The organism is Streptomyces sp. ISL-36 (assembly GCF_018614205.1).
Lineage (GTDB): Bacteria > Actinomycetota > Actinomycetes > Streptomycetales > Streptomycetaceae > Streptomyces.
In genome coordinates this window covers 39,438-63,617 of sequence record NZ_JAGGOS010000067.1, presented here as the reverse complement: position 1 = coordinate 63,617, position 24,180 = coordinate 39,438, and the positions used below count along the sequence as shown (strand labels likewise).

Below are 24,180 nucleotides of genomic sequence, written 5' to 3'. Positions count from 1 at the left end.
ACGCCATGCCCGAGTCCGGTCCGCACCGTTCACCCGCTCCCGAGGTAGAAGGCCATCACGACCCCCGCTTCGACGCCGTACGGGAGGCCTTCGAGGAGAACTTCCGCCGACGCGACGAACTCGGCGCCGCGCTGACGGTCCAGGTCAACGGCAGGACCGTGGTCGACCTGTGGGGCGGCTGGGCGGACGCCGCCCGTACGCGCCGCTGGGAACGCGACACCCCGGTCAACGTCTGGTCCACGACGAAGGGCGTGACCGCGCTCTGCGCCCATCTGTTGGCGGACCGCGGGCTGCTCGACCTGGACGCGCCGGTCGCCTCGTACTGGCCCGAGTTCGGCGCGGCGGGCAAGGAGGAGCTCCCCGTCCGCCACCTTCTCTCCCATCGGGCCGGGCTGGCCGGACTGCGCGAACCGCACGCCCTCGCCGAGCTCTACGACTGGGAGGTGACGACCGCCCGGCTGGCGGCGACGGAGCCGTGGTGGGAACCGGGCACCCGGTCCGGCTACCACGCGATGACGTACGGCTTCCTGGTCGGCGAGGTGATCCGGCGCATCACGGGGCAGCTGCCGGGCGCCTTCCTGCGCGACGAGATCACCGGGCCGCTCGACATCGACTTCACCATCGGTCTGCCGGCGATGGAGGCGGGCCGAGTGGCCGAGCTGGTGCCTGCGACGACCAGCGCATCGAGTGAACGGGCGGCGACCTTCGCCCAGTTGGAACCCGCGGCCCGGGCCGCCCTGGCCAACCCACTGGTCGGCATCGCGCAGGCCAACAGTCCGCAGTGGCGCGCCGCGGAGCTTCCGGCGGCGAACGGTCACGGCACGGCCCGCGCGGTCGCCGCGCTGTACGGCGTCTTCGCCGGGCGGGGGCGGTCCGGGGCCCGCCGGGTGCTCTCCGAGGAGGCCGCCGAACGTGCCCGCGAGGGCCAGGGCGCCTGTCGGGACGTGGTTCTTGGCGCGGGCTTCGCCCACGACACGGAGTGCGCCCTCGGCCTCTGGCTGAGCGGCCCCAACGCCTCCTACGGCCCCAACCCCCGGGCCTTCGGCCATGACGGCTTGGGGGGCTCCTGCGGGCTGGCGGACCCCGAAGCGGGGGTCTCACTGGGATACGTGATGAACCGTATGGGCGGACGCATCGCGGACGACCCCCGCAAGATGGCCCTGATCGAGGCGGTGTACGCGTCGCTCTGACACCGTCACGCCCACCGAGGCGACGGCCAGGGGCGACGGGAACCGGACACGCGAACGGGCCGGGCGAAGGGGGCTGTTCGAGGCATTGAGGAGGTACCGGCGCCTGGACCTCCGACTCGATGGAGGCCCTGCTGTACGACGGCGCCGGCCACCGCCCGCCCCGACCCACCCCGCCTCCACCGTCCGGAGGCCCACCGATCTGTGCGCCCGCTACGCCTCGCACCGCGAACGAAGCCGCGCACACGGCGAAAGGCAGCGCCGGACGGGGGCGGGATGCGGGGCGGGGTCGCCGCGACAGGGTGAACTGGCGAAGCGGTAGATCTTCCTCCGCTTCCTCCCCCACCACCGGGCCTTTCCGCCCGGGTAACGCCCCCTCCTGAAGATCCGTCAGCAAACCGCAGAAAGCGTTTGCACCACACTCACTCCGCCGCGCCGCCTGGGGCGACCCGAAGGCACGCTCCTCTCGCGCCACGTCTTGGAACCACATGAACGCGCGTAGATCGGCCGAAAGGCGTCCTTGCCGTGGGCACCACCCGGATTCGAGGATTCCCCCGTCGAGATTGGCAGGTCCATGACGGAGCAACCCTCCGTCCGGGTCCGCCGATCCCGTCTCACGGGCCCGCCCACCCAGCGAGCCCCTTTCCCCCACCGGAGGATGTAGTGAACCTCAAGCGCCTGTCCCCCCTCGGCGGCGTCGCGAAGGGCGCACGGCTGATCGCCGTCGCCTCCGCGCTCCTGGCCGCCTCAGCGCTTGCCGCACCCGCCTCGTCCGCGGCGACGACCGACGCCGGGCGGGCCACCACCGCCCAACTCGCCGCCGCCGGCGAAGCCGTACTCGGAGCCGACGTGCCCGGCACGGCCTGGTACACCGACCAGGCGACCGGAAAGGTGGTCGTCACCGCCGACTCCACCGTCTCCGCCGCCGAGATCGCCAAGATCAGGAAGGCGGCCGGCGACCGAGCCGACACCCTGGAGATCAAGCGCACCCCGGGCACGTTCAACAAGCTCATCGCCGGGGGCCAGGCCATCTACGCGGGCGGCGGACGCTGCTCGCTCGGCTTCAACGTCCGTAGCGGTTCCACCTACTACGCCCTGACGGCCGGCCACTGCACCAACATCGGCAGCACCTGGTACACCAACTCGGCCAACACCACGGTGCTCGGCACCCGGACCGGCTCCAGCTTCCCGAACAACGACTACGGAATCATCCGCCACTCCAACGCCTCGGCGGCGGACGGCCGGGTCTACCTCTACAACGGCAGCTACCGCGACATCACCGGTGCGGGCAACGCCTCCGTGGGCCAGTCGGTCCAGCGCAGCGGCAGCACCACCGGCCTGCACGGCGGAACCGTCACCGGTCTCAACGCGACCGTCAACTACGGTGGCGGCGACATCGTGTATGGCCTGATCCAGACCAACGTGTGCGCCGAGCCGGGCGACAGCGGCGGCGCGCTGTTCTCCGGCAGCACCGCTCTGGGCCTCACCTCCGGAGGCAGCGGCAACTGCTCCAGCGGCGGCACCACGTTCTTCCAGCCGGTGACGGAAGCCCTCAGCGCGTACGGCGTGAGCATCTTCTAGCCTCGAACGTCCGGTAAACAGCGCCTCGCGGGCACCACGGGCCGGCGGTCCTCCTCGGGACCGCCGGCCTTCGCCGTCCGCCCCCTCTGGGGCGATCCGTCGAGGGCCGCCGATGCCGGGTACGGGTGGGACCGGCGGCAGGAGGCCCAGGATCGCCGCGGAGACCGCGTGCCGGGTCAGGCGTGGATACGGGCGTTGCCGAGCCGGCTGACGACGGCAGGGTCCCAGTGGGCGAAGAAGACGGAGCTTCCCGTGTCCAGGGCCGCGATGCGGGCCAGCTGATCGTCGGAGAGCTCGAAGTCGAACACGTCGATGTTCTCCGCCATACGGTCGGCGCGGACCGACTTGGGGATGACGACGACCTGTCGCTGAACGAGCCAGCGGAGCACGACCTGCGCCACGGACTTGCCGTGCTGCGCGCCGATCTCGCTGAGGACGGGGTGGGAGAACAGGTTGTTCCTGCCTTCGGCGAACGGCCCCCAGGATTCGATCTGGACCCCGCGCTCGCGCATCAGTTCCTGGTCGGTGGTGCGCTGGAAAAAGGGATGGGTCTCGATCTGGTCGACCGCGGGCGTGATCTCGTTGTGGTCGATGAGGTCGACGAGCCGGTCGGGGTAGAAGTTGGAGACGCCGATCGCCCTGACGCCACCGTCGCGGTTCAATTTCTCCATGGCGCGCCAGGAGCCGTAGACATCGCCGAAAGGCTGGTGGATCAGGTACAGGTCGAGGTAGTCCAGGCCGAGGTTGTCCAGCGAGGTGCCGAAGGCGCGCTTGGTGTTCTCCTCGCCGGCGTCCTGGATCCATACCTTGGTGGTGATGAAGAGTTCTTCGCGGGGAATGCCGCTGCTCCTGACGGCGCGGCCGACGGCGACCTCGTTGCCGTAGGCGGCAGCGGTGTCCAGCAGCCGGTAGCCGGCGGCCAGCGCGTCCGAGACGGCCTGCTCGGTCTGCTCCGGCGGGATCTGGTAGACGCCGAAACCGAGAACGGGCATCTGGACACCGTTGTTCAGTGTGACGGTCTGCACGGGGACTCCTTCGCTGGGGTTCTCAAGGGCGGCGACCCGGGCTCGCCCGGAGCAGGGGCGGAGGCGGGCGGTGAGACGAGGCCGGTGGTCCGTTCGGCACCTGCCTCCGGCCGGCCGCTCCTGGCCGCATTCCGCTCCTGGCCACATTCCCGCGCCCGGGCTGTTGTCGCGAGCCGGGGCTACGCGTCTTCGCCCTGCCGCTCGACACGCTCCAGTGAGCGCGCGGCCCGACCGGCGGCGCTGTGGGCTTCCCGGGCCGCGCGCTCCGCGTCCTTCACCGCCGATGCGGCCTGCGCCAGGGCCGCACGGGTTCCGCGTTCGGCACGCTGGGCGTCGTGCAGCTCGCGCTCCACGGCACGTACCCGCTCGGCCGCCTCGGTGGCCGGTGCCTGGGCCGCCCGCTGTGCTTCCCGGGCGTCGCGCAGCTCCTCCTCGCGTCGCCGCGCCTCGGCGTCGGCCTCGGCGACCGCCGTACGGGCACGCTCCACCCGGTCACGCTGCCGGGCCCGCGCCTGGGCCGACTTCCGCTCCTCGTCCTCGGGCGCGGCCCGCTGCTCCTTGCGGGCCGCGCGGGAGGGGCCAGAGGACGGGGCGGAGGCAACCGGGGTGGAAGGGGGCCGGGCGGACGGAGCCTGGGCGGGTGGACGCGGGGCGGACGGGCCCGGGCCGGACGGGGGCGGGGCGGACGGGGTCGAGGCAGGCGGGGTCGAGGCAGGCGGAGGCGGAACGGACGGGGTCGGAACGCCCATGAAGCCGACGACCGCGTCGGGGACAGCCGTGAGACGGCCGTGCGACCACTCCTCCGCGACCGCGGGATCCGCGAGGACCGTGTGGAGAATCTGCTCGACCTCGTGCACGACGGTGTCGCCGATCGGCTGGCCCGCCGAGCGGGCCAGCTCGGCCACCTCCCGGGCGAGCGCCGCGATGAGCCGATGCCGCCGATGGCCGGCCGCCCGCAGCTGCTCCGCGTCGAGCGTCCGGTGGGCCTCCCGCAGGGTCTCTCCCAGCGCCAGGAGCTGCCCGGCCTCGTCCCGGCGCTCACGGGCGAGCAGGTTGGCCGCCCACGTGGCCCGCGTCGGCCGGCGCAGCGCCGCGATCGCCTTCGCCGCGGAAGCGTCCTTGGCCTTCCGCGCCTGGGCGACGTACCCGTCCCGCGCCGACACGAAGTCACCCGGCTTCAGCCGGTACAGCTCCTCGATGACCCGCTCGACATCCACGCCCTCCACTCTCCGCCGGACTCAACCGGTCGGCACGCGGACCGCCGGCCCCGGCCGCCGTGGGTGTGGTGCGGCCCGCTCGCGGCCGGCGCGGTGCGGTGCCCGGCCCGCGTGACGCTCAGCCTGCCGCGTACACCCGTGACCCGCCCACGAAGGTCTGCTCCACGCGCGCGTGGGCGATCTCGCCGGGCGGCGCGGCGAAGAGATCGCGGTCCAGGACCGCCAGGTCGGCGAGATGGCCGGGGAGCAGGCTGCCCGCGTCGTCGAGGCCGTTCGCGTGTGCGGAGCCGGCCGTGTAGGCGGCGAGCGCGGTGGCGAGGTCGAGGCGCTGTTCGGGCAGGAAGACGCGCTCGGGGTCGCCGCCCGGCTCCACCCGGTTGACTGCGACATGGATACCGGCCAGGGGATCGGGGCTGGTCACCGGCCAGTCGCTGCCCGCCACCAGGGTGGCCCCGGCGCGCAGCAGGTCGCCGAACGGGTACTGCCAGGCGGCGCGCTCGGGGCCGAGGAAGGGGATCGTCAGCTCGTCCATCTGCGGTTCGTGGGCGGCCCAGAGCGGCTGGATGTTGGCGAGCGCGCCGAGGGCGGCGAACCGTGGGACGTCGTCCGGGTGGACCACCTGGAGATGGGCGAGGTGGTGCCGGTTGCCGCGGCTGCCGTTGGCCTTCAGGGCGGCCTCGATCGCGTCGAGCGCCTCCCGGACGGCCCGGTCGCCGAGGGCGTGGAAGTGGACCTGGAAGTCATGGGCGTCGAGCTCGGTGACGTACGACAGGAGCTCCTCGGGGTCGACGAAGCTCAGGCCGCTGTTGGTGGTGGCGCAGCCGCAGGAGTCGAGATAGGGGGTGGTCATCGCGGCGGTGAAGTTCTCGGCGATGCCGTCCTGCATGATCTTGACCGAGTCGGCCCGGAATCTGCCGTGGCGCAGTTCGGCGCGCCGGGCGAGCAGTTCCGGGATCTGCTCGGCGCCGCGGGACCTGCGCCACCACAGGGCCCCGTTGACGCGGGCGGTGAGGGTACCGGCGCGCGCGGCGGCGAGATAGACGTCGGAAGGGTCGGGCTGACCGTTGAAGGTGCCGAGGAGGGCGTCCTGCCAGCCTGTGATGCCGAGGCCGTGGAGGAGTTCCTGTGCCCGGAGCAGTCCCGCCATGCGTTCCTCGTCGCTGAGGGTCGGGACGAGACGGGCGACGAGGGCGGTGGCGCCTTCCTGGAGGACACCGCTCGGGGTTCCGTCCGCATCACGCTCGATGCGGCCGTCGGCCGGATCGGGGGTGTCCGCGGTGATCCCGGCGAGCTCCAGCGCCCGGGTGTTGGCCCAGGCTCCGTGGTGGTCGCGGTTGACGAGGTAGACGGGCCGGTCGGCGACGATCGCGTCGATCAGGCGGCGGTGGGGCAACCCGCCTTCGAAACTCTCCATCGACCAGCCGCTTCCGGTGATCCACGGGCAGTCGGGGTGGGCTTCGGCGAAGGCCGCGATCCGGCGCAGGTATTCGTCCCTGCCCGTGGTTCCGCTCAGATCGCACTCGCCGAGCTCGATGCCGCCGAACACGGCGTGGATGTGGGCATCCTGGAAGCCGGGGATCAGCATGCGGCCCGCGAGATCGACGACTTCGGTCCGCGGCCCGACGAGCTCCCGCACCTCGTCGTGCCCGACCGCGGCGATGCGCTCGCCGACGACGGCGAGGGAGGTGGCGCGGGTGCGGGCCGGATCGGCGGTGAAAACGGGGCCGTTGGTGAAGAGGAGATCCGCGGAGGTCGTCATCCGATCATGGAACCCGGTGGCGCACCGCAGGTCAACGGGGGTGAGGAGATCGCCGGGGCCCGCGTGCGCGCGGACGCGGACCGCCGACGTACGTGCGGACTCGAACCGCCGACGTACCTGCGGGCTCGGACCACCGCCGTACCCGCGCCGGTCAGGCGGGGACCGCTGGGCATCGATCGCGCGGGAAACCGTCCCAAGCATTGACAGGGCCATAACAACCTCACCATTCTGAGTCCCACCTTCTTGAGAGCGCTCTCAGAACGCGCTGCCGTGCTCACCCCCCACATGTCCCCGACCCCAGAGGAGCCCCCCGTGCCCTCCCGTCATCGGCGCAAGTTCACTCTCCTCATACCCCTCGCCGCGGCCGGCCTGCTCGGCACCGCCGTCACCGTCGCCGGTCCCTCCCCCACGGTCCAGGCCGCCGTCCCGGCCACCATTCCGCTCACGTTCAAGAACAACTCGGGCCGTGCCGACCAGGTGTACGTCTACAACCTCGGCACCGAACTCTCCACCGGCCGCCAGGGCTGGGCCGACGCGAACGGCACCTTCCACCCCTGGCCCGCCGGCGGGTCCACCCCCGTCCCCGCGCCCGACGCCGCCATCACCGGCCCGGCCAACGGCCAGTCCATGACGATCCGTCTGCCGAAGTTCTCGGGCCGGATCTATTTCAGCTACGGACAGAAACTCGTCTTCAAGCTCGCCACAGGCGGCCTGGTGCAGCCGGCGGTACAGAACCCGAGCGACCCCAACCGCAACATCCTCTTCAACTGGTCCGAGTACACGCTCAACGACTCCGGCCTCTGGCTCAACAGCACCCAGGTCGACATGGTCTCGGCGCCGTACGCCGTAGGCCTCAAGCGTCCCGACGGCAGTGTCGTCACCACCGGCAGGCTCAGGCCCGGCGGCTACAGCGGCTTCTTCAACGCGCTCCGCGGCCAGCCGGGCGGCTGGGCGGGCCTCGTCCAGACCCGCGCCGACGGCACCGTGCTGCGCGCCCTGGCACCCGGCCACGGCATCGAGGCCGGCGCGCTGCCCGCGAGCGTCATGAACGACTACATCAACCGTGTCTGGACCAAGTACGCCACTTCGACACTGACCGTGACCCCCTTCGCGAACCAGCCGTCGGTGAAGTACTTCGGCCGCGTCTCCGGCAACGTCATGAACTTCACCAACAGCGCCGGGGCGGTCGTCACCTCCTTCCAGAAGCCCGACTCGGACAGCGTCTTCGGCTGCTACAAGCTGCTCGACGCCCCGAACGACCAGGTGCGCGGCCCCGTCTCCCGTACCCTCTGCGCGGGCTACAACCGCTCCACGCTGCTCACCAACCCCCAGCAGCCCGACACCTCGTCCGCCGGCTTCTACCAGGACACCGTGACCAACCACTACGCGCGCAAGATCCACGCGCAGATGGCGGACGGCAAGGCCTACGGCTTCGCCTTCGACGACGTCGGCGCGCACGAGTCACTGGTGCACGACGGCAGCCCCCAGCAGGCTTACGTCACGCTCGACCCGTTCGACTAGACCGCCCGGTCCGGTCTCGCGTCGCCCCGGCCGCCCGTGAGGGATCATGGACTCAGGAGCGGAGAAGGGACGGGACCGACATGCGGAACCGCAGTGTCGCCGACCTGATGACGCCGACCGCGGTGGCCGTGCAGCCGGGGACGTCGTTCAAGGAGATCGCGCGGTTGCTCGACGAGTACGGCATCACGGCGGTGCCGGTGGTGGACGCGGACAACCGGCCGATCGGCGTGGTCTCCGAGGCGGATCTGCTGAGGCGCCACACCGCCAAGGACGGCCCCAGCACCGCCGAGGCCATGATGTCCAGCCCCGTCGTGGTGGCCCGTCCGTCGTGGACGGCGGTCGAGGCGGCCCGGCTCATGGAACGGCACCGGGTGAAGCGGCTGCCGGTGGTGGACACGAGCGGGCAGCTCATCGGCGTGCTCAGCCGGAGCGATCTGCTGCAGCTGTTCCTCCGGCGTGATCGCGCCATCCAGGAGGAGATCCTGGAGGACGTGGTCACCCGCATCCTCGGCCTCTCCCCCGCCTCGCTGCACATCGATGTCGAAGAAGGCCGGGTGACACTCACCGGCACGCTGGAGCGCAAGAGCCTCGCACCCGTCTTCGTACGGCTCTGCGAGAGCGTGGACGGCGTCGTGGAGGTCGTGGACCGCCTCGCGTACGAGGACGAGAACGAGGGCCGGGGCGAGAACGAGGGCCGGGGCGAGGACGAGGAGCGGGACCGGGCCCAGGCCCCGGCCCAGGACCGCGACAGCGACAGCGACAGCGACAGCGGGATCCCGCCCCTGCCGTGACGGAGGGCGAGCGGACCAGGGCCCGTCGGCGGGGAGCCGACGGGCCGTGGTCCGTTCCGTGAGGCGGTCCGGCTAGGAGACCGCCTCCGGCCAGCCGTATCCGGGACCGGTGTGCTGGGGCACTGTCCCCGCGCCCACCGCCTCCATCTCCCGGTTGGCCTCCCTCATCAACTGGCCGGCCAGGTCCTTCATGGCCCGGCCGGCGGCGAGCTCGTCGCCGATCGCCGGGACGTCCACGTCCGCCGGATTGCACCGCGCGCTGCCGCGGCCGGTGAGGGTCGACGTGCCGGTGTCCAGATGCGCCTCGGCCCTGGTCCTGCCGTCCTCCTCGACCAGTTCCAGGCCGACCGTCCACTCAAGGGTCCGTGTCATGGTCTGCCTCCTCGCGCTGCCGGGGGCGCGCGGCACCGACGCGCCTCCCTCTTCCTACCAGGATCCCTCCCCGCGCGCGGGAATGCGAGGCGACGGCAGCGGGCCCGGAGCGCCATTCGACGTCGTCGTACCCGCCGCCGAGCCCGTGGCGATCGGCGCACGCCGCGCGGCCCCTCTGGCCCCGTGACCGCCCTCCCCCTCGCGTGCCCCTCGCGTCCCCCTCGCGCCGGCGACCGGGCCCACCGGGTATCCCACCCCGCCCTCGATCCCCGCCGACACCATCTCCGACGTCTCGCGGACGGTCGGTACGAAGCGTCCACGACCACATCCGAGGACGGCGGCGAAGCCAAGGAGACGGCGCCCGACCCGCTCCGTCGTTCGGCGGAGGTCCGATGACCGTCGATCAGATGGTCCGAGAAAGGACCGAATTGCCTTGTTAGCGTGAGGGCCGGCACAGCTGATACGTCATCAGCTGTGCCGCGATCTGCCTGTCTCCCAGAAAGGCCCTCACATGAGACGACGGTCCCGCCTCAGGCGTCGCGCCGCCGGAACCGTACTCACCGCGGCGATGCTGTCCGGGCTGTTCCCTGCCTCCGGCGCATCCGCCGCCCCGGGGCCGACGACCTCGACCGTCGCGGCCGCGGCTGCCGTCGACCCGGTGGAGGGGATGCCGGACGACGGATATGTCGACGAATCCGGCGGCGAGCAGGACGACTTCGCGGGGACCGAGGGCGTGCCTTCGACCGCCTCCGCGCCCGCGTCCGCGTCCGCGTCCGACGACGGGTTTCGCAAGCCGACGCCGTCGTCCACCGAGACCCTGGCGGCAGCGGATCCGGTACCCGGTCGCGCCGGGGACTTCGAGCTGGAATCGGGCTCTCCTCTCACCGGCCTCGTCCTCGGGCTCGAAGCCTCGCTGCCCTCACAGGGCCTCAGCGAGCTGATGGAGCAGGCGAACCGGGAGGCCGGCTGGGAGGGTGCCTGTGGTGCGACCGGCATCTACGGGCCTGACCTCCCGCCGAGCCATCGCATCTGCTGGGAGAGCGACGACGCCACGTCGTCGGAGTGGGTCCCCCAGTCCATCACCGGCGTCTCCGACGCGCAGGAGGACGAGGACTGGGGCTCGTCCGACGCCGAGCCGATCGCCGTGGGCGCCTACGACGCGGAGAACCCGGGCCGCAGCGACTACATCGCCGACCGCGACAACTGCGTCAAGGCGACCGCCTCCGACGCGTGCAACGAGAAGGGCGTCCGGGTCAGCTTCTTCAACCAGGCCACCCGGAAGTACCGCCACGTGCTCCTGGTGTGGCCGTACCTGAACTCCAAGGGCCACATCTCGTTCGACGCCCTGCACGCCCGCGAGGGCACGTGCACCACCGCGGTGACGGCGAGCTGCAAGGCGCAGGGCGGCATCCACGCCGGCGGCATGGTCTGGTACGGCAATCACCTGTACGTCGCCGACACCGCCAACGGTATGCGGGTCTTCGACCTCCGCACGATCCTGGACCTCGACCCGGACGACGACGCCACCACGAACGACCGGACGCCCGACGGCCTGGTCAGCAACGTCCTGGTCAAGAAGCGGATCGGCCGCCAGAACAACGTCTGGTACAGCTACGGCTACCGGTACGTCATGCCCCAGGTCGCGACGTTGAAGTTCACCGCGGCGAAGAACAGCGGCGACACCAGCGAGAACCAGTGCTACGCCACCGGCCGCCCGAAGGCCTCGTACATCTCGCTGGACCGGACCGGCACGGACCACCTGATCCTCGGCGAGTACTGCAACACCGTCAACGGCGGCACCAGCCCGGGCCGGGTCGCCACGTACCCGATGACGGCGCTGACGGCCGCCATCGCGGGTGCGACGGGCACGGTCGCCCGCGCCGATCTCGCCTACGGCCTGCCGACCGGCGCGGCCTTCGGCGACGAGAAGCTGTGGCACAAGATCCAAGGGGCCACGCGGTACGAGGGCACGTGGTACTTCCACCGCAGTAACGGCCACGACTACGGCCGTCTTCTCCAGGCCACCGTGGGGACCGTCGACGGTACGAGCCGGCTCGTCGGCAATACGAAGGTGCTGCGGTCCTCCTTCGGGCCGGAGGACCTGTATCTGGCGCACGGGCGCGGCGACGGCTTCGCACCGCAGCTGTGGTCCCTGAGCGAGCACGCCCCGAGCGAGTGCTCGGCGTGCAAGCGCGAGATGTACAGCTACGACATGAGGACGGTGATCAGCGGCTTCGGCTCCTGACGCTGCCGCTGCACTCGCGACGGGACGGGCCGGGGCGGGCCGGGCCGGGCCGGAGAGGAAGCTACGGCCCGCCCGACGGATCATGCGACTACTAGGCTGCGACGATGGAACGCGCAAGCGACGTGCCCGAGAGCTTCGCCCCGTCTGCAGATCGGGACCGGGTGAACGACTACGACAGTTTCGCCGAGGCGTACGCGGCGGAGAACGAGAACAGCCTCGTGAACGCGTACTACGAGCGGCCCGCGATGCTGGCCCTCGCCGGAGACGTGACCGGCCGCCGGATCCTGGACGCCGGCTGCGGCTCAGGCCCTCTCTCCGCCGAACTGCGCGACCGCGGTGCCGTCGTCACCGGCATCGACTCCAGCGCCGGGATGCTGGCGCTGGCCGGGCGGCGGCTCGGTGACGACGCGGACCTGCACGTCGTCGACCTGAGCGACCCGCTGCCGTTCGGTGACGGTGCGTTCGACGACGTGGTCGCGTCACTGGTCCTGCACTATGTGGAGGACTGGGGGCCGACGCTGGCCGAGTTGCGGCGAGTGCTCAGGCCCGGCGGCCGGCTGATCGCGTCGGTGGACCACCCGTTCGTGGCGTACACGATCCCGGATCCTCGGCCCGACTACTTTGCGACCACCAGCTATAGCTTCGACTGGACCTTCAACGGGCGGTCCGTCCCGATGAGGTTCTGGCGCAAGCCGTTGCACGCGATGACCGATGCCTTCACCACCGCCGGCTTCCGCCTTTCCAGCATCAGCGAGCCGCAGCCCGACCCGGCCGCCCGTGAACTCTTCCCCGACGGCTTCCATGACCTTTCGACCAAAACCACCTTCCTGTTCTTCGTCGTCGAGGTACCGCCGTCGGCTGCCGACCCGGGCGCCGACCAGTCGCCTACCTGAGGTGCGGCGCGTCATCGGAGGCGGCTCCGCCCCGCAAGTCCGCCGCCACGCCCCTGCGTTCGGCGACGGCGTACGCCAGTCCTGGCAGCGTGAGCAGCACCGTGGCCCACAGCGGCACGCGGAACAGCGGTTCGTCGCCGAGCAGGGTCTCGGTGAGCAGTGCGACCGGCAGGCCGACGACCAGCGCCACCAGCCAGCCCTTGCCGAGCCCCAGGGAGCCGCGGCGCAGTTCGAGGACGACCGTGGCGACCGCGATGCCGAGCCAGAAGGCCAGCCGTCCCGGGGTGACCTCCACGCCGGTCGTCCACCGGGTGAGGTGTGAGAAGAGCAGCAGCACGCCCGCCATGAAGGAGACCATGGCGGTCATCCTCAGCACGCGCCGGTGCAGCGGCATCCTCGCCCTGGCCCAAGACGCCGCGAAGGCCGTGACATCCTCGCCGACGACGTCCTTGGGCGAACGCCCGGCTGCCGCGGCGTCCTCCAGGTGGGCCGTGAGCTCGTCGAGCATCTCCCGGACGGAGGTGTCGTCGATGCCCCGGTACTCCCAGTTGCTGCGGCAGACAGCGAGTACGCGCTCGATGGTCATGGTGTCGTTCCCCCCGTGGGTTCGATGGGTCGGCCGGTGCGGTCGAGGATCCGGCCGGCCTGGGTGGCGAATTCCCGCCATACCGCCCTTCCCCGGGACAGTTCGGCCTGGCCCGCCCCGGTCAGCCGGTAGTACTTGCGCGGCGCCCCACCGCTGGACGAGGGAGCGCGGTACGACTCGACGAGCCCCGCCCGCTCCATCCGGGCGAGGAGCGGGTAGATGCTGCCCTCGCTCACCAGCTCCAGTCCGCTCTCCCTGAGCGCCTCGACGAACTCGTAGCCGTAGCGAGGGCGTTCGGCGATCAGAGCCAGCAGGCAGAGGTCGAGCACTCCGCGCAGCAGCTGACTGCGCCGTTGGTCACCGACGCCCGACAGCTCCTTTGTCATGCGGTGCATGATAGTCACGTACTGTCATGCACCGCAAGGTACTGGCGTAGCCACACATCGCCGACGACCCGTTCATGTCGCCCGGTCCGCGAGCGTCGAAACGGTCCGCGTCAGCCGCAACGGCCGGCGTCAGTCGAACCGGATCGCCAGCAGGCAGGCGTCGTCCTCGTGCCCCGACCGGATGTGGTCCGCCACCAGCCGGTCGATCGTCTGCTGCGGAGTCAGCCCGGCCGCCGCGCCCACCGCTGCCGCGAAGCGTTCGATGCCCTGACTGATGTCCTCACCTCGCCGCTCCACCATGCCGTCGGTGTACAGCACCAGCAGGTCGCCCCTGAGGAGCTGGAACGCGGAGGTCTCGTACGCGTATCCCGCCAACGCCCCGAGCAACGGTCCGCGCTGCTCCGCGGTCAGCGCGAAGGCCCGTCCCTCGCGCCGCAGCACGGGCGCGGGGTGCCCGGCGTCGGCCCAGTGGAGAACCCGGTCGTCGTCGATGTGGCCGGCGATCACGGTGGCCGTCTCGCCCGAGGGGTCGCTGCACACGAGTTCGTTCAGCCAGGTCATGATCTCCCCGGCCGAGGCTCCGGTCTGGGCCAGACCCGCCAGCGCGTGACGCTGCTGAGCCATCCGGGCCACCGCGTCGAGCCCGTGGCCGCAGGCGTCGCCCATCGCCACGAGCACCCGCCCGTCCGGCAGCAGACGGCACTTGTACCAGTCACCCCCGACCGCCGAGTCAGGTTCGGACGCCAGGTACGCGGCCGCCACAGTCAGCCCCTTGGCGGCCAGCTCCTGCGAGTGCGTCGGCAGCAGCGCTTCGCGGAGCGAGGCGGCGACGTGGCGTTCCGCCTCCGCCTGCTGCCGCAGCCGCTCCGTCTCGCGTTCCGTCTCCACGAGCCGGCGTCGGCTGCGCATCTGGGGCGTGAGGTCGCGGGCGATGAGGTGCACGGCCCAGGGCCGGCCGTCGGTGCCGGCGACCGGCCGCCCGAGCAGGTCGAGCGTCCGCACCTCACCGAGCACCAGGAAACGGATCCTGGTCCAGGCCGGTTCCTCCCCGGCCAGCACGGCCGTGATGAACTCGGCGAACGCCGTCGTGTCGGCGGGCTCCAGCGCGTCGCACAGCTCCTGCAGCGACCACGGCATGTTCAGTTCCGTACGGAAGATCCGGCTCAGCCCCTCCGACCAGGTCACCTTTCCCGACAGCAGGTCCCAGTGCCCCCAGCCCATGGACGCGAGATGCTGGGCGTCCACGGTCAGCATCTCCGCCTGGCTCCGAATGGGGCGCCAGGTGGCGACGAGCTCACCGCCGCAGGAGGCGGCGTAGTACAGCAGCTGGGCGCGGTGGAGCCGGCCGAGCCGCTCCTCCGTGTAGTCGACGACCAGGCCGTCCATGGGCCGCCCGGTCGTCAGGACGTCGGCGAGCGCCCCGAGCAGGCCACTTGCCGCCGCACCGGGCCGCGCCTCCATGAAACGCTGGCCCACCTGGTGGCCGGGTGCTTCCAGCCACTCCACCGAGCGGATCTGGTTGCCTGCCCGGATCACGAAGTCGACGACGTCGCCGTTGTCGTCCCGCAGCGGTGTGAGGAGCGCCGCCGACACGGGGATGGCGGGCAGGGCCGCGCAGACGCACGACCAGGGATCGCGGGCGTCTCCGTCCGTGCCGCACAGACAGGGGGAACTCAGGGCGCCGTCGTGCCTGCGCGGGAGGGTCGCCGTGCTCTGTACGGGTGAGGCCCGGTCCGTGGTCATCGGTGCGGGCCGGCTGACCGCTGTCTTACGGCGTACGTCGGCGCGCAGGGCCGAGATCTCGCGCCCGATCACTTCCTTGAGCTCGGTGACATCGTCGGGCAGAGGAAGATTCATGGCGTACCTCTGGGCCCCCGGACCCTTGTGTCGGCTGTGACGGCTGTGACGGCTGTGTCGGCTGATTCCCGGTCTTTCCGGCCACGGCGCGCGTGCCCACCTGGGAGGACTTCAATCGCGCCCCCGTAGGCTGGCCTCGTAGAGCACCCGGAAGGCGGAACGATCGTGGCGGACGACGACCAGCGCCTGGCCGACGCGCAGCGGGAGCACTGGCAGAGCACCTATGGGGCGCACCCGGAGATGTACGGCGCGGAGCCGTCCGCGCCCGCCGTCCATGCCGCCGAGGTGTTCCGTGCGGCGGGAGCGGGCGAGGTGCTGGAGCTGGGCGCAGGCCACGGCCGGGACGCCCTGTACTTCGCTCGCCAGGGTTTCGCCGTGCGGGCCACCGACTTCAGCGCCGCCGGCCTGGAGCAGCTCCGCACGGCGGCGCGGCGGCAGGACGTCGCGGCGCGGATCACCACCCAGGTCCATGACGTCCGCACACCGCTCCCCCTCCCCGACGCTTCCGTCGACGCGGTCTTCGCGCACATGCTGCTGTGCATGGCCCTCTCCACGGAGGAGATCCGCTCGGCGGTCGCGGAGGTCCGCCGAGTGCTGCGGCCCGGCGGAACCTTCGTCTACACCGTGCGCCACACAGGGGACGCCCACTACGGCGCCGGCGTCGCGCACGGCGACGACATCTACGAGCACGGCGGGTTCGCGGTGCACTTCTTCCCGCGTCACCTCGTCGACCTGCTGGCCGACGGCTGGCAGCTCGACGAGGTTCACGCGTTCGCGGAGGGCGCGCTCCCGCGCCGCCTGTGGCGCGTCACTCAGACCCTTCCCCGAGTCACTCACACCCTTCCCGGAGTCACTCGGACCCTTCCTTGATGAGACGACCCCCTCCGCGCCTCAGCGGCCGGCGGGATCCGTCGGACCCACGTCCGCGGGAGATCCACTAGATCGACGCGGGATGGCGCTGCCAGACCCGGTGCCGCCCGAGCAGGTCCGTGAGCTGGGTGAAGACCTCGTCAGCGCCGTCACCGAGGACGATTCCCGGTGCGTCGGCGGGCAGACGGGCGGCGTCGAGGACGGTCGCGGCGGCCGCCGTCCCGCCGATGGCCTTGCCGTGGCGGTACGCCTCGTCCAGCATCAGCAGCACCCGGGGGTCGACGGTGGCGGAGTCGGTCGCGATGTGGCCCGCCTTCGCGTCCCGTACCCCCTGCGCGTCCAGCCCGGGCCCTGGAACCCCCGCGACGAACAGAGCGTCGAACTCCGTGGACCGAGCGGTGGCGTACGTGCGCTGGACGGCGATCCGCTCGCCGTCGGCGCCGAGGGTGCCACCCGCGGGGGCGATGACCAGGGGAACCATTCCGGCGGCGAGGGCGGCTTCGCGGACCGACCGCACGGCGTCCATGGACCCGCCCTCTTCCCCGTCGCCGTCCTGGCCCCCGTCGGTGACGATTCCGACGATGCGCCCGTCGAGCGGCCAGGCCTGTCCGAGCTGGGAGAGCGCGGGGCTGGGTTCGACCGCCGCGAGCTCCACGGTGGCCGGCGGAACGGGCAGGCCGAGCCCGGCCGCGACGCCTTCGCACAACACCGGGTCGATGTTGGCCAGCACCGTCAATGCCCTTTCCTTGACGGCCTGTTCGTAGCACTTGTTCAGCTCGAAGGTGTAGGCGGCGATGATGTGCTCGCGCTCCGCGGGCGTCATGCTCAGCCAGAAGAGCCGGGGCTGGCTGAAGTGGTCCGAGAACGACTCCGGTGCCTCACGCCGCTTGGTCGAGGCCGGCATCGGGACCGGTGTCTCGATGTACGCGCCGGTATCGGCGCCGGCCAGGAACGGGCACCCGCCGTCGAGGGAGTTGGGCCGGTAGGGCGCCACGCCGGTGTGCACGGCCGTCTGGTGCATCCCGTCCCGCAGCATGTCGTTGACGGGGGCGTGCGGGCGGTTGATCGGCAGCTGGGCGAAGTTGGGGCCGCCGAGCCGGCTGATCTGGGTGTCCAGATACGAGAAGAGACGGCCGGCGAGCAGCGGGTCGTCGGTGATGTCGATACCGGGCACCAGATGGCCGGGGTGGAAGGCCACCTGCTCCGTCTCCGCGAAGAAGTTCTTGGTGTTGGCGTTGAGGGTCAGCAGGCCGATCGGCTGCACCGGGGCGAGCTCCTCGGGCACGATCTTCGTCGGGTCGAGCAGGTCGATGCCCTCGAAGGTCTGCTCCGGGATGTCGGGGAACGTCTGGATGCCGAGCTCCCACTGCGGAAAGGCGCCCGCCTCGATGGCGTCGAAGAGGTCCCTGCGATGGAAGTCGGGGTCCATGCCGTTGATGAGCTGCGCCTCTTCCCAGACCAGCGAGTGCACGCCGAGCCGGGGCTTCCAGTGGAACTTGACCAGTGCCGTGCCGCCCTCGGCGTCGACGAGCCGGAAGGTGTGGACGCCGAAGCCCTCCATCATCCGGAACGAGCGGGGAATACCCCGGTCCGACATGTTCCAGAGGGTGTGGTGGGTGGCCTCGGTGTGCAGCGTCACGAAGTCCCAGAAGGTGTCGTGGGCGCTCTGCGCCTGCGGTATCTCACGGTCGGGGTGCGGCTTGCCGGCGTGGATGATGTCGGGGAACTTCACCGCGTCCTGGATGAAGAACACCGGGATGTTGTTGCCGACCAGGTCGAACGTCCCCTCCTCGGTGTAGAACTTGGTCGCGAAGCCCCGCGTGTCACGGACGGTGTCGGCCGAGCCGCGCGATCCGAGCACGGTGGAGAACCGGACGAAGACGGGCGTCTCCACGTCCTCGGCGAGGAAGGCGGCCCTGGTGATGCGGCTCGCGGTGCCGTAGCTCCGGAAGACGCCGTGCGCCGCGGCTCCCCGGGCGTGCACCACCCGTTCGGGGATGCGCTCGTGGTCGAAGTGGGTGATCTTCTCGCGCAGATGGTGGTCCTGGAGCAGCACGGGGCCGCGGACGCCGGCCTTGAGCGAGTGGTCGCTCTCGTACAGCCGGGCACCCTGCGCGTTGGTGAGATAGGCGCCGCTCTGTGCCGAGCGTGCCGGGTCCTCGCCCGTGGCCTGGCCCGTGGGGCTCACCGTTTCGGGACCGCCCTGGTCCGGCTTGGGCGCCGGCGGGCCATGGGGATCGGTGGGTTCCTGGAGGGAGGCGGGCTTGGCGCCGGGCCGCCCGGGGAGGGCGTCCTCCGGTACGTCGGGTGAGGGGTTGCCTGTCATCTGGCTCTCCTGTCGCCGTGTAGCGGTCTGCTGCTCGGGAGGCGGCCCCCGGGGCGGGAGGGGTGATGCACACCGGGAGCCACCGCTGTGAGGGACGGCGCCGCTCCGACCGCACTGCGGGTGACGCTCGTCCTGAGCTCGCCTCCCGCACTTGCCCGGATGTGTGCCGCCTGAACGTGCCGGACGGGCGATTTTCATGCGATGTCGTACGAAAGGTGCCGCACGGCGCCCCGGCCCTGCCGTCTGCGCAGGAGCCATCCCGTGAGGATCGCCGCCGCGGCGAGCCCGTAGGCGACCGTGACCGTCACCTCGCCGAGGGCCCGGCCCGTGACGTAGGAGGCCGCGCCGGCGACGGCGATGGTGAGCCATTCCCAGCGCCCGTCGAGTGCGACCAGAGCGATCAGCAGGAGCGCGTACCAGGAGTATCCCGGCGTCATGAGCAGGAAGGCCGTCCCCGTCACGACCAGAGCCCCGCTCCAGGGACGTTCCGGATCGCCGCGGCGCAGTACGTACGCCACCATGAGGAGCATCGCGACCACGACCAGGGGCAGCGCCCAGGAGTCGGGGAACACCAGGCGGACCAGGGCATAGCGGGCCTGGGCCGATGAATCCCCGTAGCCCTCCTCCTCGGCGTAGCCGCCGAGGTAGCCCAGGACGGAGGCGTGGGAGACGAGCACGTACGGCAGGTAGACCAGGCCGACGACGACGGCGGCGGAGAGCAGGACCGCCCCGGTGTCGCGGAGGCGACGTACGCCGGACAGGGCGCCCGGCAGCAGGACGGCGGGCAGCATCTTGGCGGCGATCGCCAGTCCGAGCAGCGCGCCGCCCGCCGCCCGGTGCCGTACGACCACTCCGAGCGCGGTGACGGACAGCAGGACGGCGAGGACGTCGACATGGGCGTTGTTCACGGCCTCGATCGGTACGGCCGGACACCAGGCCCAGTAGGCGGCGTGACGGGGATCGCCCCGGCGGCGCAGGATCACCAGGAGGGCGGCGGTCGTGGCGACGGCCAGGAGGGCCGCGCCGGTCTGGAGAACCTTGTGGCGGGCCTCCGGCGGTGAGACGACGTGCACGAGGAGGAAGTAGCCCTCCGCGACGGGCGGGTAGATCGTGTGGACCTGGGGGCGGTTGATCCGCGTGCACGTCCCGGGCCCGACCGGGGCGCGGTCGGGCCCGGCGCACGCCCGCTCGCCCCGGGGGAAGAGCCAGTCGTCCCGCAGGCCGGTGAGCGCGGGGTCCGCCGGCGTGCGGTCGTACGGGGAGAGGCCCGCGGCCTGCACCCGGCCGTCCCAGGCGTATCGGAAGGAGTCCGTGCTCGTCCGGGGAGCCGCGACGAGCCCGGTGACGGCGACCAGGACCGCTCCGCACATGACCAGCGGCACCACACGGCGTGCGGGGACGTGACGAAGCGACCAGGTGGCCGCGGCGAACAGCAGCCAGCAGGCCGCGTACCACCAGGACAGCCCCGACGGGTCCGTGACCTGGCCTTCGTGGCGCACGGTGAGGACGAGGACGGCGGTCAGAGCGGTCAGGGCGACCGGAGCGACCAGGGCCAAGGCGGTCGGGGTCGGGGCGGCCGGGTTCGGGGCGTCCACGGTCGGGACGGTTCCGGCGATGCGTGGCCTGTTCATGGCGCCAGGGTGGCAGCGGGGCGGGCGAGAACCGGCCTGGCCGGGCCCGTCGTCCGCGTTTCGTAAGGTGTCGGATCCACCGCACGGCGTCATACGGCGGTGTGATGGACGGCATGACTCCGCGAACCCGATGGCGCCCCCACCTTCCGCCCGTCAGGCCGCCCTTGTTCCGCGGGCGGCTGCACGACGCCCGTACCGCGACCGCCGTCGGGCGCTGGCTGGGCGCCGCTGTCGCCGTGTGCTTCGTGACCGGGCTGATCAGCCACTACCTGCAGCACCCGCCGGCCTGGTCGGCCGACCGTCTGCCGAGCCGGCCGGTCTGGGGCTACCGGCTCACGCAGGGGCTGCACGTCGCCACCGGGCTCGCGGCGATCGTGCTGCTGCTCGCGAAGCTCTGGGCGGTCTATCCGCGTCTCTACGTCCGGCCGCCGGTGCGGTCGGTACGGCACGGCCTGGAGCGGCTCTCGGTCGCGGTGCTGGTGGCGACGGCGGTCTTCCAGCTGTTCACCGGGCTGCTGAACATCGTCGAGTGGTATCCGTGGCCGTTTCCGTTCGTGCAGACGCACTTCGCCGTGGCGTGGGTGGTGGCGGGTTCGCTGCTGCTGCACATCGCCGTCAAGGCCCCCGACATCAGGGCCCATTGGGGACGCCGTTCGGCCGGTACCCTGGCGCTGCCCGCCGAGGACGCCCGGGACCGGCGCTCGCTCATGCTGGGGGTCGGGGCGGCGGTCGGCGCGGTGACGCTGACCACGGTCGGGCAGGCCTTCACGCCGTTGAAGCGGCTGGACCTGTTGGCGCCACGCCATCCCGACCACGGCCCGCAGGGGCTGCCGGTGAACCGTACGGTGGCCGCGGCCGGGGTGACGGCCCGTGCCCTGCGCGACTGGCGGCTGGAGGTGCTCGGCCCGGCTCCGTACTCCCTGACGTTGGATCAACTGCGGTCGCTGACCCAGACGTCGGCACGGCTGCCGATCTCGTGTGTGGAGGGGTGGAGCGTGGAGGCCCGCTGGGGTGGCGTACGGGTGCGCGACCTGGTGGAGCGGGCCGGCGGGCGGCCGGGGGCCGATGTGCGGGTCGTCTCGCTGGAAGTGCGGGGCGACTACCGGGTGATGGAGATGGGGCGGGAGTACGCGGAGGATCCCCTGACCCTGCTCGCGCTCACCCTGAACGGCCGGGTCCTCTCCCCCGATCACGGCTATCCGGCGCGGATCATCGCACCGAACCGGCCGGGTGTGCTGCAGACGAAGTGGGTCACCAGGCTGGAGGTTCTGTGAGGGGCGAGGCGGTGGAAGCGGGTCGGGTGAGTGCGGCCCGTTATGTGCTGGGGTTCCTCGGTCTGCTGCTGATGGGGATCGGTGCCTGGCAGTTGTGGTCGCTGCCCCGGCCCGAAGACGTCGGGGTCTGGCTCGTGGGGGCGCTCGTCCTGCACGACGGGGTGCTCGCGCCCCTGGTGCTGGCCGTCGGGTTCCTGGTCGCCGCCGGCCCGGCCCGTGGGGTGATGCGCGGCGCCCTGGTCGTCGCCGGTTCGCTGGTGCTGGTCACGCTGCCGCTGCTGCTACGGCCCGGCCCACCACCCAACCCGTCCGCGCTTCCCCTGCCGTACGGGCGGAATCTGCTGCTGGTGCTCGGGGTCGTGGCCTTGGTGGCCGCCTCGGTGGTGCTGGTGCGCCGGCGCCGACGAGGCCCGGACGGGCCCGCGTCGGCGGTGGGGGCGGGGTCGCGCCGGCCGCCCGGAGACGGTCCGCGGGCGAAGCCGGGACCGCGCGATCAGGACGGCGGCGCTGAAGGCTGAGGCCGGGGTGCCAGTTCCAGGAACACCCGGCCGGCGACCGACCACTGTGTACGGCGGGCCCACCCGGCGTGTTCGGCGTGGCGGTGCAACGCCTGGGGGCCGACCCGCGCCCAGGCGAAGGGGGCGCCGTACCCGCCGCGACCGTTGTCGATCCGGACCTCGCAGCACTCGTCCACCTCCACCGCCAGGCATTCGGCGACGACGATCGCCTCCGGGCCGGTCACCTCCCTCAGGCGGCGCAGCAGGCGCGCCGGGTCACCGCCGATACCGATGTTGCCGTCGATGAGGAGGGCGGTGTCCCAACGGCCCTGCCCCGGCAGCGGATCGAAGACCGACCGGCAGAGGGCGAGCCCGCCAAGCCGCTCGGTACGGGCCACCGCCTCCCGGCTCACGTCGAGGCCCAGCGCGGGATGCCCCCGCGCGGCCAGTGCGGCGACCAGTCGGCCGGGCCCGCATCCGATGTCCAGGACCGCGCCCCGACACCGGGCGAGCACGCTCAGGTCCGCCGGGTCGGGCTCGGCGCACCAGCGTTCCACCTCCAGGGGCAGCAGCCACCCGTCCTCGCGGCGCAGAAAGAGCGGGCCTCGCCCGTCGCGCAGAGCGTCGTCGTACGGGTCCTCACACCAGGCGGCCGGTTTCGTCCGGGTGCCGCGTGCCGCCGATCCCGTACCGAGGCCCGATGCCGTACCCAGGCCTGATCCCGAACCCGTACCCACGCCCGAGCCGGAACCCGCACCCGCGCCCGCCCGCGGCTCATGAACCCTCATGCGTGGACCGGCCGTTCGCCGGGGGCGGGCGCGGCCGCCGTCAGACGCGCGTGGACGCTGTGGAAGCGTCCGTCGACGGTCTCCGCGGCCACGAGCCGGGCGTCCGCGGCGGTGTCCACGTCCCTCAGGACGGGAAGGCGCCCGACCCGCAGCCCGGCGTCGACAAGCCGCGTGTACTGGGCGGCGCCCGTCTCGGGAACGGACATCGGGATTCCCCGCAGCAGCGCGGGATCCGGCGCCGCGAGTCCGAGGGCCCAGAAGCCCCCGTCGACGGCCGGCCCGAACCACGCGTCGTATCCCCTCCAGTCCTCCGGAGGCAGCAGCGCCGGCGTGACCTGCGGTGTGTCCATGCCGATCAGCAGCGTCGGCCCGGTGCACGCGGCGAAGGCGGCGGCGAGCCGCTCGTCGAGGCCTCCTTCGCACTGGGGGACCACTTCGAAGCCTGGTGGCAGCCAGGGCCCCGGGCGGCCGTCGAGCACGAGCACGCGTCGTCGGGCCGGAGTCGCCGCGACCGCCGCCAGGGTGTCGGCCAAGGCGGCCTCGGCGAGGGCGGCCGCCTCCGCCGGGGTGAAGGGCGGGGTGAGACGCGTCTTCACCCGGCCCGGCAGGGGCTCCTTCGCCATCACCAGCAGCGTGGTCACGCGCGGCCTCCCGTCGCGGCCCGGGGCCGGCCCGCGGAGGGTTCGGCCAGTACGCGGCGCATGTCGCGCACCGCGTGCCAGGTACCTCGCCAGGTGCCGGTGACCTTGGACTTCCCGGCACGCGGAAGGTAGGGCACGTCCACCTCCCGTACCCGCCATCCGGCGTCGGCGGCGCGGACCACCATCTGGAGGGGATAGCCGCTGCGACGGTCGGTCAGTTCCAGCCCGAGCAGCGCCTCACGGCGTGCCGCCCGCATCGGACCGAGGTCGCGCACGTTCAACCCGGTGCGTCGGCGCACCATCCGGGAGAGGGCCAGGTTGCCGGCGCGGGCGTGGACCGGCCACGCGCCGCGTCCGTGCGGTCTGCGCCGGCCGAGTACGAGGTCGGCCGCGCCGTCCGCCACGGTCGCCGCGAAGGGTGCGAGGAGCCCGGGGTCGAGCGAGGCGTCGCAGTCGCAGAAGCAGACGACGTCCGACTCGGCGACGAGCAGTCCGGCGTGGCAGGCCGCGCCGAAGCCGCGGCGGGACTCGTGCACCACGGTCGCACCGAGCTCCGCGGCGATGTCGGCGGACCCGTCGGTGGAGCCGTTGTCGACCACGAGAGCCCGCCAGCCGGCGGGGACGCGGGCGAGCACCCAGGGCAGGGCCTCCGCCTCGTTGAGACAGGGAAGTACTACGTCTACGGTCACGGGATTCACCGTATGAATCCGCGCCGGACATAGCGGACATCGAC

At 72.1% G+C, this 24,180-nt stretch carries 21 protein-coding genes; 9 read left to right on the top strand and 12 right to left on the bottom strand.

Going from position 1 to position 24,180, the window contains the following annotated elements; genetic code table 11:
• Positions 1 to 5: 5 nt before the first annotated feature.
• Both J7E93_RS18235 and J7E93_RS18230 read left to right on the top strand, forming a co-directional pair.
• Positions 6 to 1,190, top strand: a complete 1,185-nt coding sequence (locus tag J7E93_RS18235) for a serine hydrolase (protein WP_215070699.1) — start codon at positions 6 to 8, stop codon at positions 1,188 to 1,190.
• A gap of 660 nt (positions 1,191 to 1,850) precedes the next feature.
• Positions 1,851 to 2,768 (top strand): S1 family peptidase, encoded by a 918-nt coding sequence (locus tag J7E93_RS18230; protein WP_215070697.1) that lies wholly within the window; start codon positions 1,851 to 1,853, stop codon positions 2,766 to 2,768.
• Positions 2,769 to 2,944: 176 nt separating this feature from the next.
• Here J7E93_RS18230 and J7E93_RS18225 read toward each other — a convergent pair whose 3' ends face one another.
• From J7E93_RS18225 to J7E93_RS18215, 3 genes are all read right to left on the bottom strand, one after another.
• Complete coding sequence (locus J7E93_RS18225) at positions 2,945 to 3,793, bottom strand: aldo/keto reductase (RefSeq protein ID WP_308368709.1); 849 nt, start codon at positions 3,791 to 3,793, stop codon at positions 2,945 to 2,947.
• 179 nt (positions 3,794 to 3,972) lie between these two features.
• Positions 3,973 to 5,010 carry a hypothetical protein gene (locus J7E93_RS18220; protein WP_215070695.1) on the bottom strand — a complete coding sequence of 346 codons (1,038 nt, stop codon included), beginning with the start codon at positions 5,008 to 5,010 and terminating at the stop codon, positions 3,973 to 3,975.
• A gap of 118 nt (positions 5,011 to 5,128) precedes the next feature.
• The gene (locus J7E93_RS18215) at positions 5,129 to 6,769 is read right to left on the bottom strand and encodes an amidohydrolase (RefSeq protein ID WP_215070693.1); all 1,641 of its coding nucleotides are present in this window, start codon (positions 6,767 to 6,769) and stop codon (positions 5,129 to 5,131) included.
• Between the two features lie 312 nt (positions 6,770 to 7,081).
• On the opposite strand from J7E93_RS18215, the gene J7E93_RS18210 reads away from it, so the two are divergent.
• Both J7E93_RS18210 and J7E93_RS18205 read left to right on the top strand, forming a co-directional pair.
• Positions 7,082 to 8,290 carry a glycoside hydrolase family 64 protein gene (locus tag J7E93_RS18210; RefSeq protein WP_308368708.1) on the top strand — a complete coding sequence of 403 codons (1,209 nt, stop codon included), beginning with the start codon at positions 7,082 to 7,084 and terminating at the stop codon, positions 8,288 to 8,290.
• Between the two features lie 80 nt (positions 8,291 to 8,370).
• On the top strand, positions 8,371 to 9,081 hold the full coding sequence (locus tag J7E93_RS18205; RefSeq protein WP_215070689.1) for a CBS domain-containing protein: 711 nt from the start codon (positions 8,371 to 8,373) through the stop codon (positions 9,079 to 9,081).
• Positions 9,082 to 9,153: 72 nt separating this feature from the next.
• Here J7E93_RS18205 and J7E93_RS18200 read toward each other — a convergent pair whose 3' ends face one another.
• Positions 9,154 to 9,453: a DUF1876 domain-containing protein gene (locus J7E93_RS18200; protein ID WP_215070687.1), complete on the bottom strand. Its 300-nt coding sequence runs from the start codon at positions 9,451 to 9,453 to the stop codon at positions 9,154 to 9,156.
• Between the two features lie 511 nt (positions 9,454 to 9,964).
• Between J7E93_RS18200 and J7E93_RS37185 the strand changes: the two genes are divergently transcribed.
• Together J7E93_RS37185 and J7E93_RS18190 are read left to right on the top strand one after the other, a co-directional pair.
• On the top strand, positions 9,965 to 11,698 hold the full coding sequence (locus J7E93_RS37185) for a hypothetical protein (protein ID WP_251066708.1): 1,734 nt from the start codon (positions 9,965 to 9,967) through the stop codon (positions 11,696 to 11,698).
• A gap of 104 nt (positions 11,699 to 11,802) precedes the next feature.
• Entirely contained in the window at positions 11,803 to 12,591 is a 789-nt protein-coding gene (locus J7E93_RS18190; protein WP_215070685.1) for a class I SAM-dependent methyltransferase, read from the top strand.
• Here J7E93_RS18190 and J7E93_RS18185 read toward each other — a convergent pair.
• The 3 genes from J7E93_RS18185 to J7E93_RS18175 form a co-directional block, all read right to left on the bottom strand.
• Entirely contained in the window at positions 12,584 to 13,177 is a 594-nt protein-coding gene (locus J7E93_RS18185; RefSeq protein ID WP_215070683.1) for a DUF1048 domain-containing protein, read from the bottom strand. The genes J7E93_RS18190 and J7E93_RS18185 overlap by 8 nt on opposite strands.
• On the bottom strand, positions 13,174 to 13,563 hold the full coding sequence (locus J7E93_RS18180; protein WP_251066707.1) for a PadR family transcriptional regulator: 390 nt from the start codon (positions 13,561 to 13,563) through the stop codon (positions 13,174 to 13,176). Before J7E93_RS18180 ends, J7E93_RS18185 begins: the two co-directional genes overlap by 4 nt.
• Positions 13,564 to 13,692: 129 nt before the next feature.
• Positions 13,693 to 15,420 carry a PP2C family protein-serine/threonine phosphatase gene (locus tag J7E93_RS18175; protein WP_215070679.1) on the bottom strand — a complete coding sequence of 576 codons (1,728 nt, stop codon included), beginning with the start codon at positions 15,418 to 15,420 and terminating at the stop codon, positions 13,693 to 13,695.
• Between the two features lie 165 nt (positions 15,421 to 15,585).
• Between J7E93_RS18175 and J7E93_RS18170 the strand changes: the two genes are divergently transcribed.
• On the top strand, positions 15,586 to 16,290 hold the full coding sequence (locus J7E93_RS18170; RefSeq protein WP_215070677.1) for a class I SAM-dependent methyltransferase: 705 nt from the start codon (positions 15,586 to 15,588) through the stop codon (positions 16,288 to 16,290).
• Positions 16,291 to 16,357: 67 nt separating this feature from the next.
• Here J7E93_RS18170 and J7E93_RS18165 read toward each other — a convergent pair whose 3' ends face one another.
• On the bottom strand, positions 16,358 to 18,616 hold the full coding sequence (locus tag J7E93_RS18165) for a catalase (protein WP_215070675.1): 2,259 nt from the start codon (positions 18,614 to 18,616) through the stop codon (positions 16,358 to 16,360).
• A 194-nt stretch (positions 18,617 to 18,810) separates the two neighbouring features.
• The gene (locus J7E93_RS18160; protein WP_215070673.1) at positions 18,811 to 20,247 is read right to left on the bottom strand and encodes a glycosyltransferase 87 family protein; all 1,437 of its coding nucleotides are present in this window, start codon (positions 20,245 to 20,247) and stop codon (positions 18,811 to 18,813) included.
• A 113-nt stretch (positions 20,248 to 20,360) separates the two neighbouring features.
• On the opposite strand from J7E93_RS18160, the gene J7E93_RS18155 reads away from it, so the two are divergent.
• Both J7E93_RS18155 and J7E93_RS18150 read left to right on the top strand, forming a co-directional pair.
• Complete coding sequence (locus J7E93_RS18155) at positions 20,361 to 21,521, top strand: molybdopterin-dependent oxidoreductase (RefSeq protein ID WP_374105398.1); 1,161 nt, start codon at positions 20,361 to 20,363, stop codon at positions 21,519 to 21,521.
• A gap of 26 nt (positions 21,522 to 21,547) precedes the next feature.
• The gene (locus J7E93_RS18150; protein WP_308368707.1) at positions 21,548 to 22,039 is read left to right on the top strand and encodes a hypothetical protein; all 492 of its coding nucleotides are present in this window, start codon (positions 21,548 to 21,550) and stop codon (positions 22,037 to 22,039) included.
• On the opposite strand, the gene J7E93_RS18145 is transcribed toward J7E93_RS18150, so the two are convergent.
• Genes J7E93_RS18145 through J7E93_RS18135 form a run of 3 tightly spaced genes read right to left on the bottom strand, consistent with a single transcriptional unit; the run spans position 22,015 to position 24,145 of the window.
• Complete coding sequence (locus J7E93_RS18145; protein ID WP_215070669.1) at positions 22,015 to 22,806, bottom strand: bifunctional 2-polyprenyl-6-hydroxyphenol methylase/3-demethylubiquinol 3-O-methyltransferase UbiG; 792 nt, start codon at positions 22,804 to 22,806, stop codon at positions 22,015 to 22,017. The two genes, J7E93_RS18150 and J7E93_RS18145, sit on opposite strands and share 25 nt — an antisense overlap.
• The gene (locus J7E93_RS18140) at positions 22,803 to 23,447 is read right to left on the bottom strand and encodes a DUF2064 domain-containing protein (RefSeq protein WP_308368706.1); all 645 of its coding nucleotides are present in this window, start codon (positions 23,445 to 23,447) and stop codon (positions 22,803 to 22,805) included. The genes J7E93_RS18145 and J7E93_RS18140 overlap by 4 nt, the downstream gene beginning before the upstream one ends.
• Positions 23,444 to 24,145, bottom strand: a complete 702-nt coding sequence (locus J7E93_RS18135; protein ID WP_374105397.1) for a glycosyltransferase family 2 protein — start codon at positions 24,143 to 24,145, stop codon at positions 23,444 to 23,446. The genes J7E93_RS18140 and J7E93_RS18135 overlap by 4 nt, the downstream gene beginning before the upstream one ends.
• Positions 24,146 to 24,180: the final 35 nt, after the last annotated feature.

Bases quoted from the DNA above. Each gene is read 5' to 3' on its own strand.
- J7E93_RS18235 (WP_215070699.1), top strand. From the start codon at position 6: ATGCCCGAGTCCGGTCCGCACCGTTCACCCGCTCCCGAGGTAGAAGGC.
- J7E93_RS18215 (WP_215070693.1), bottom strand. From the start codon at position 6,769: ATGACGACCTCCGCGGATCTCCTCTTCACCAACGGCCCCGTTTTCACC.
- J7E93_RS18205 (WP_215070689.1), top strand. From the start codon at position 8,371: ATGCGGAACCGCAGTGTCGCCGACCTGATGACGCCGACCGCGGTGGCC.
- J7E93_RS18200 (WP_215070687.1), bottom strand. From the start codon at position 9,453: ATGACACGGACCCTTGAGTGGACGGTCGGCCTGGAACTGGTCGAGGAG.
- J7E93_RS37185 (WP_251066708.1), top strand. From the start codon at position 9,965: ATGAGACGACGGTCCCGCCTCAGGCGTCGCGCCGCCGGAACCGTACTC.
- J7E93_RS18190 (WP_215070685.1), top strand. From the start codon at position 11,803: ATGGAACGCGCAAGCGACGTGCCCGAGAGCTTCGCCCCGTCTGCAGAT.
- J7E93_RS18185 (WP_215070683.1), bottom strand. From the start codon at position 13,177: ATGACCATCGAGCGCGTACTCGCTGTCTGCCGCAGCAACTGGGAGTAC.
- J7E93_RS18180 (WP_251066707.1), bottom strand. From the start codon at position 13,563: ATGACAAAGGAGCTGTCGGGCGTCGGTGACCAACGGCGCAGTCAGCTG.
- J7E93_RS18175 (WP_215070679.1), bottom strand. From the start codon at position 15,420: ATGAATCTTCCTCTGCCCGACGATGTCACCGAGCTCAAGGAAGTGATC.
- J7E93_RS18165 (WP_215070675.1), bottom strand. From the start codon at position 18,616: ATGACAGGCAACCCCTCACCCGACGTACCGGAGGACGCCCTCCCCGGG.
- J7E93_RS18160 (WP_215070673.1), bottom strand. From the start codon at position 20,247: ATGAACAGGCCACGCATCGCCGGAACCGTCCCGACCGTGGACGCCCCG.
- J7E93_RS18155 (WP_374105398.1), top strand. From the start codon at position 20,361: ATGACTCCGCGAACCCGATGGCGCCCCCACCTTCCGCCCGTCAGGCCG.
- J7E93_RS18145 (WP_215070669.1), bottom strand. From the start codon at position 22,806: ATGAGGGTTCATGAGCCGCGGGCGGGCGCGGGTGCGGGTTCCGGCTCG.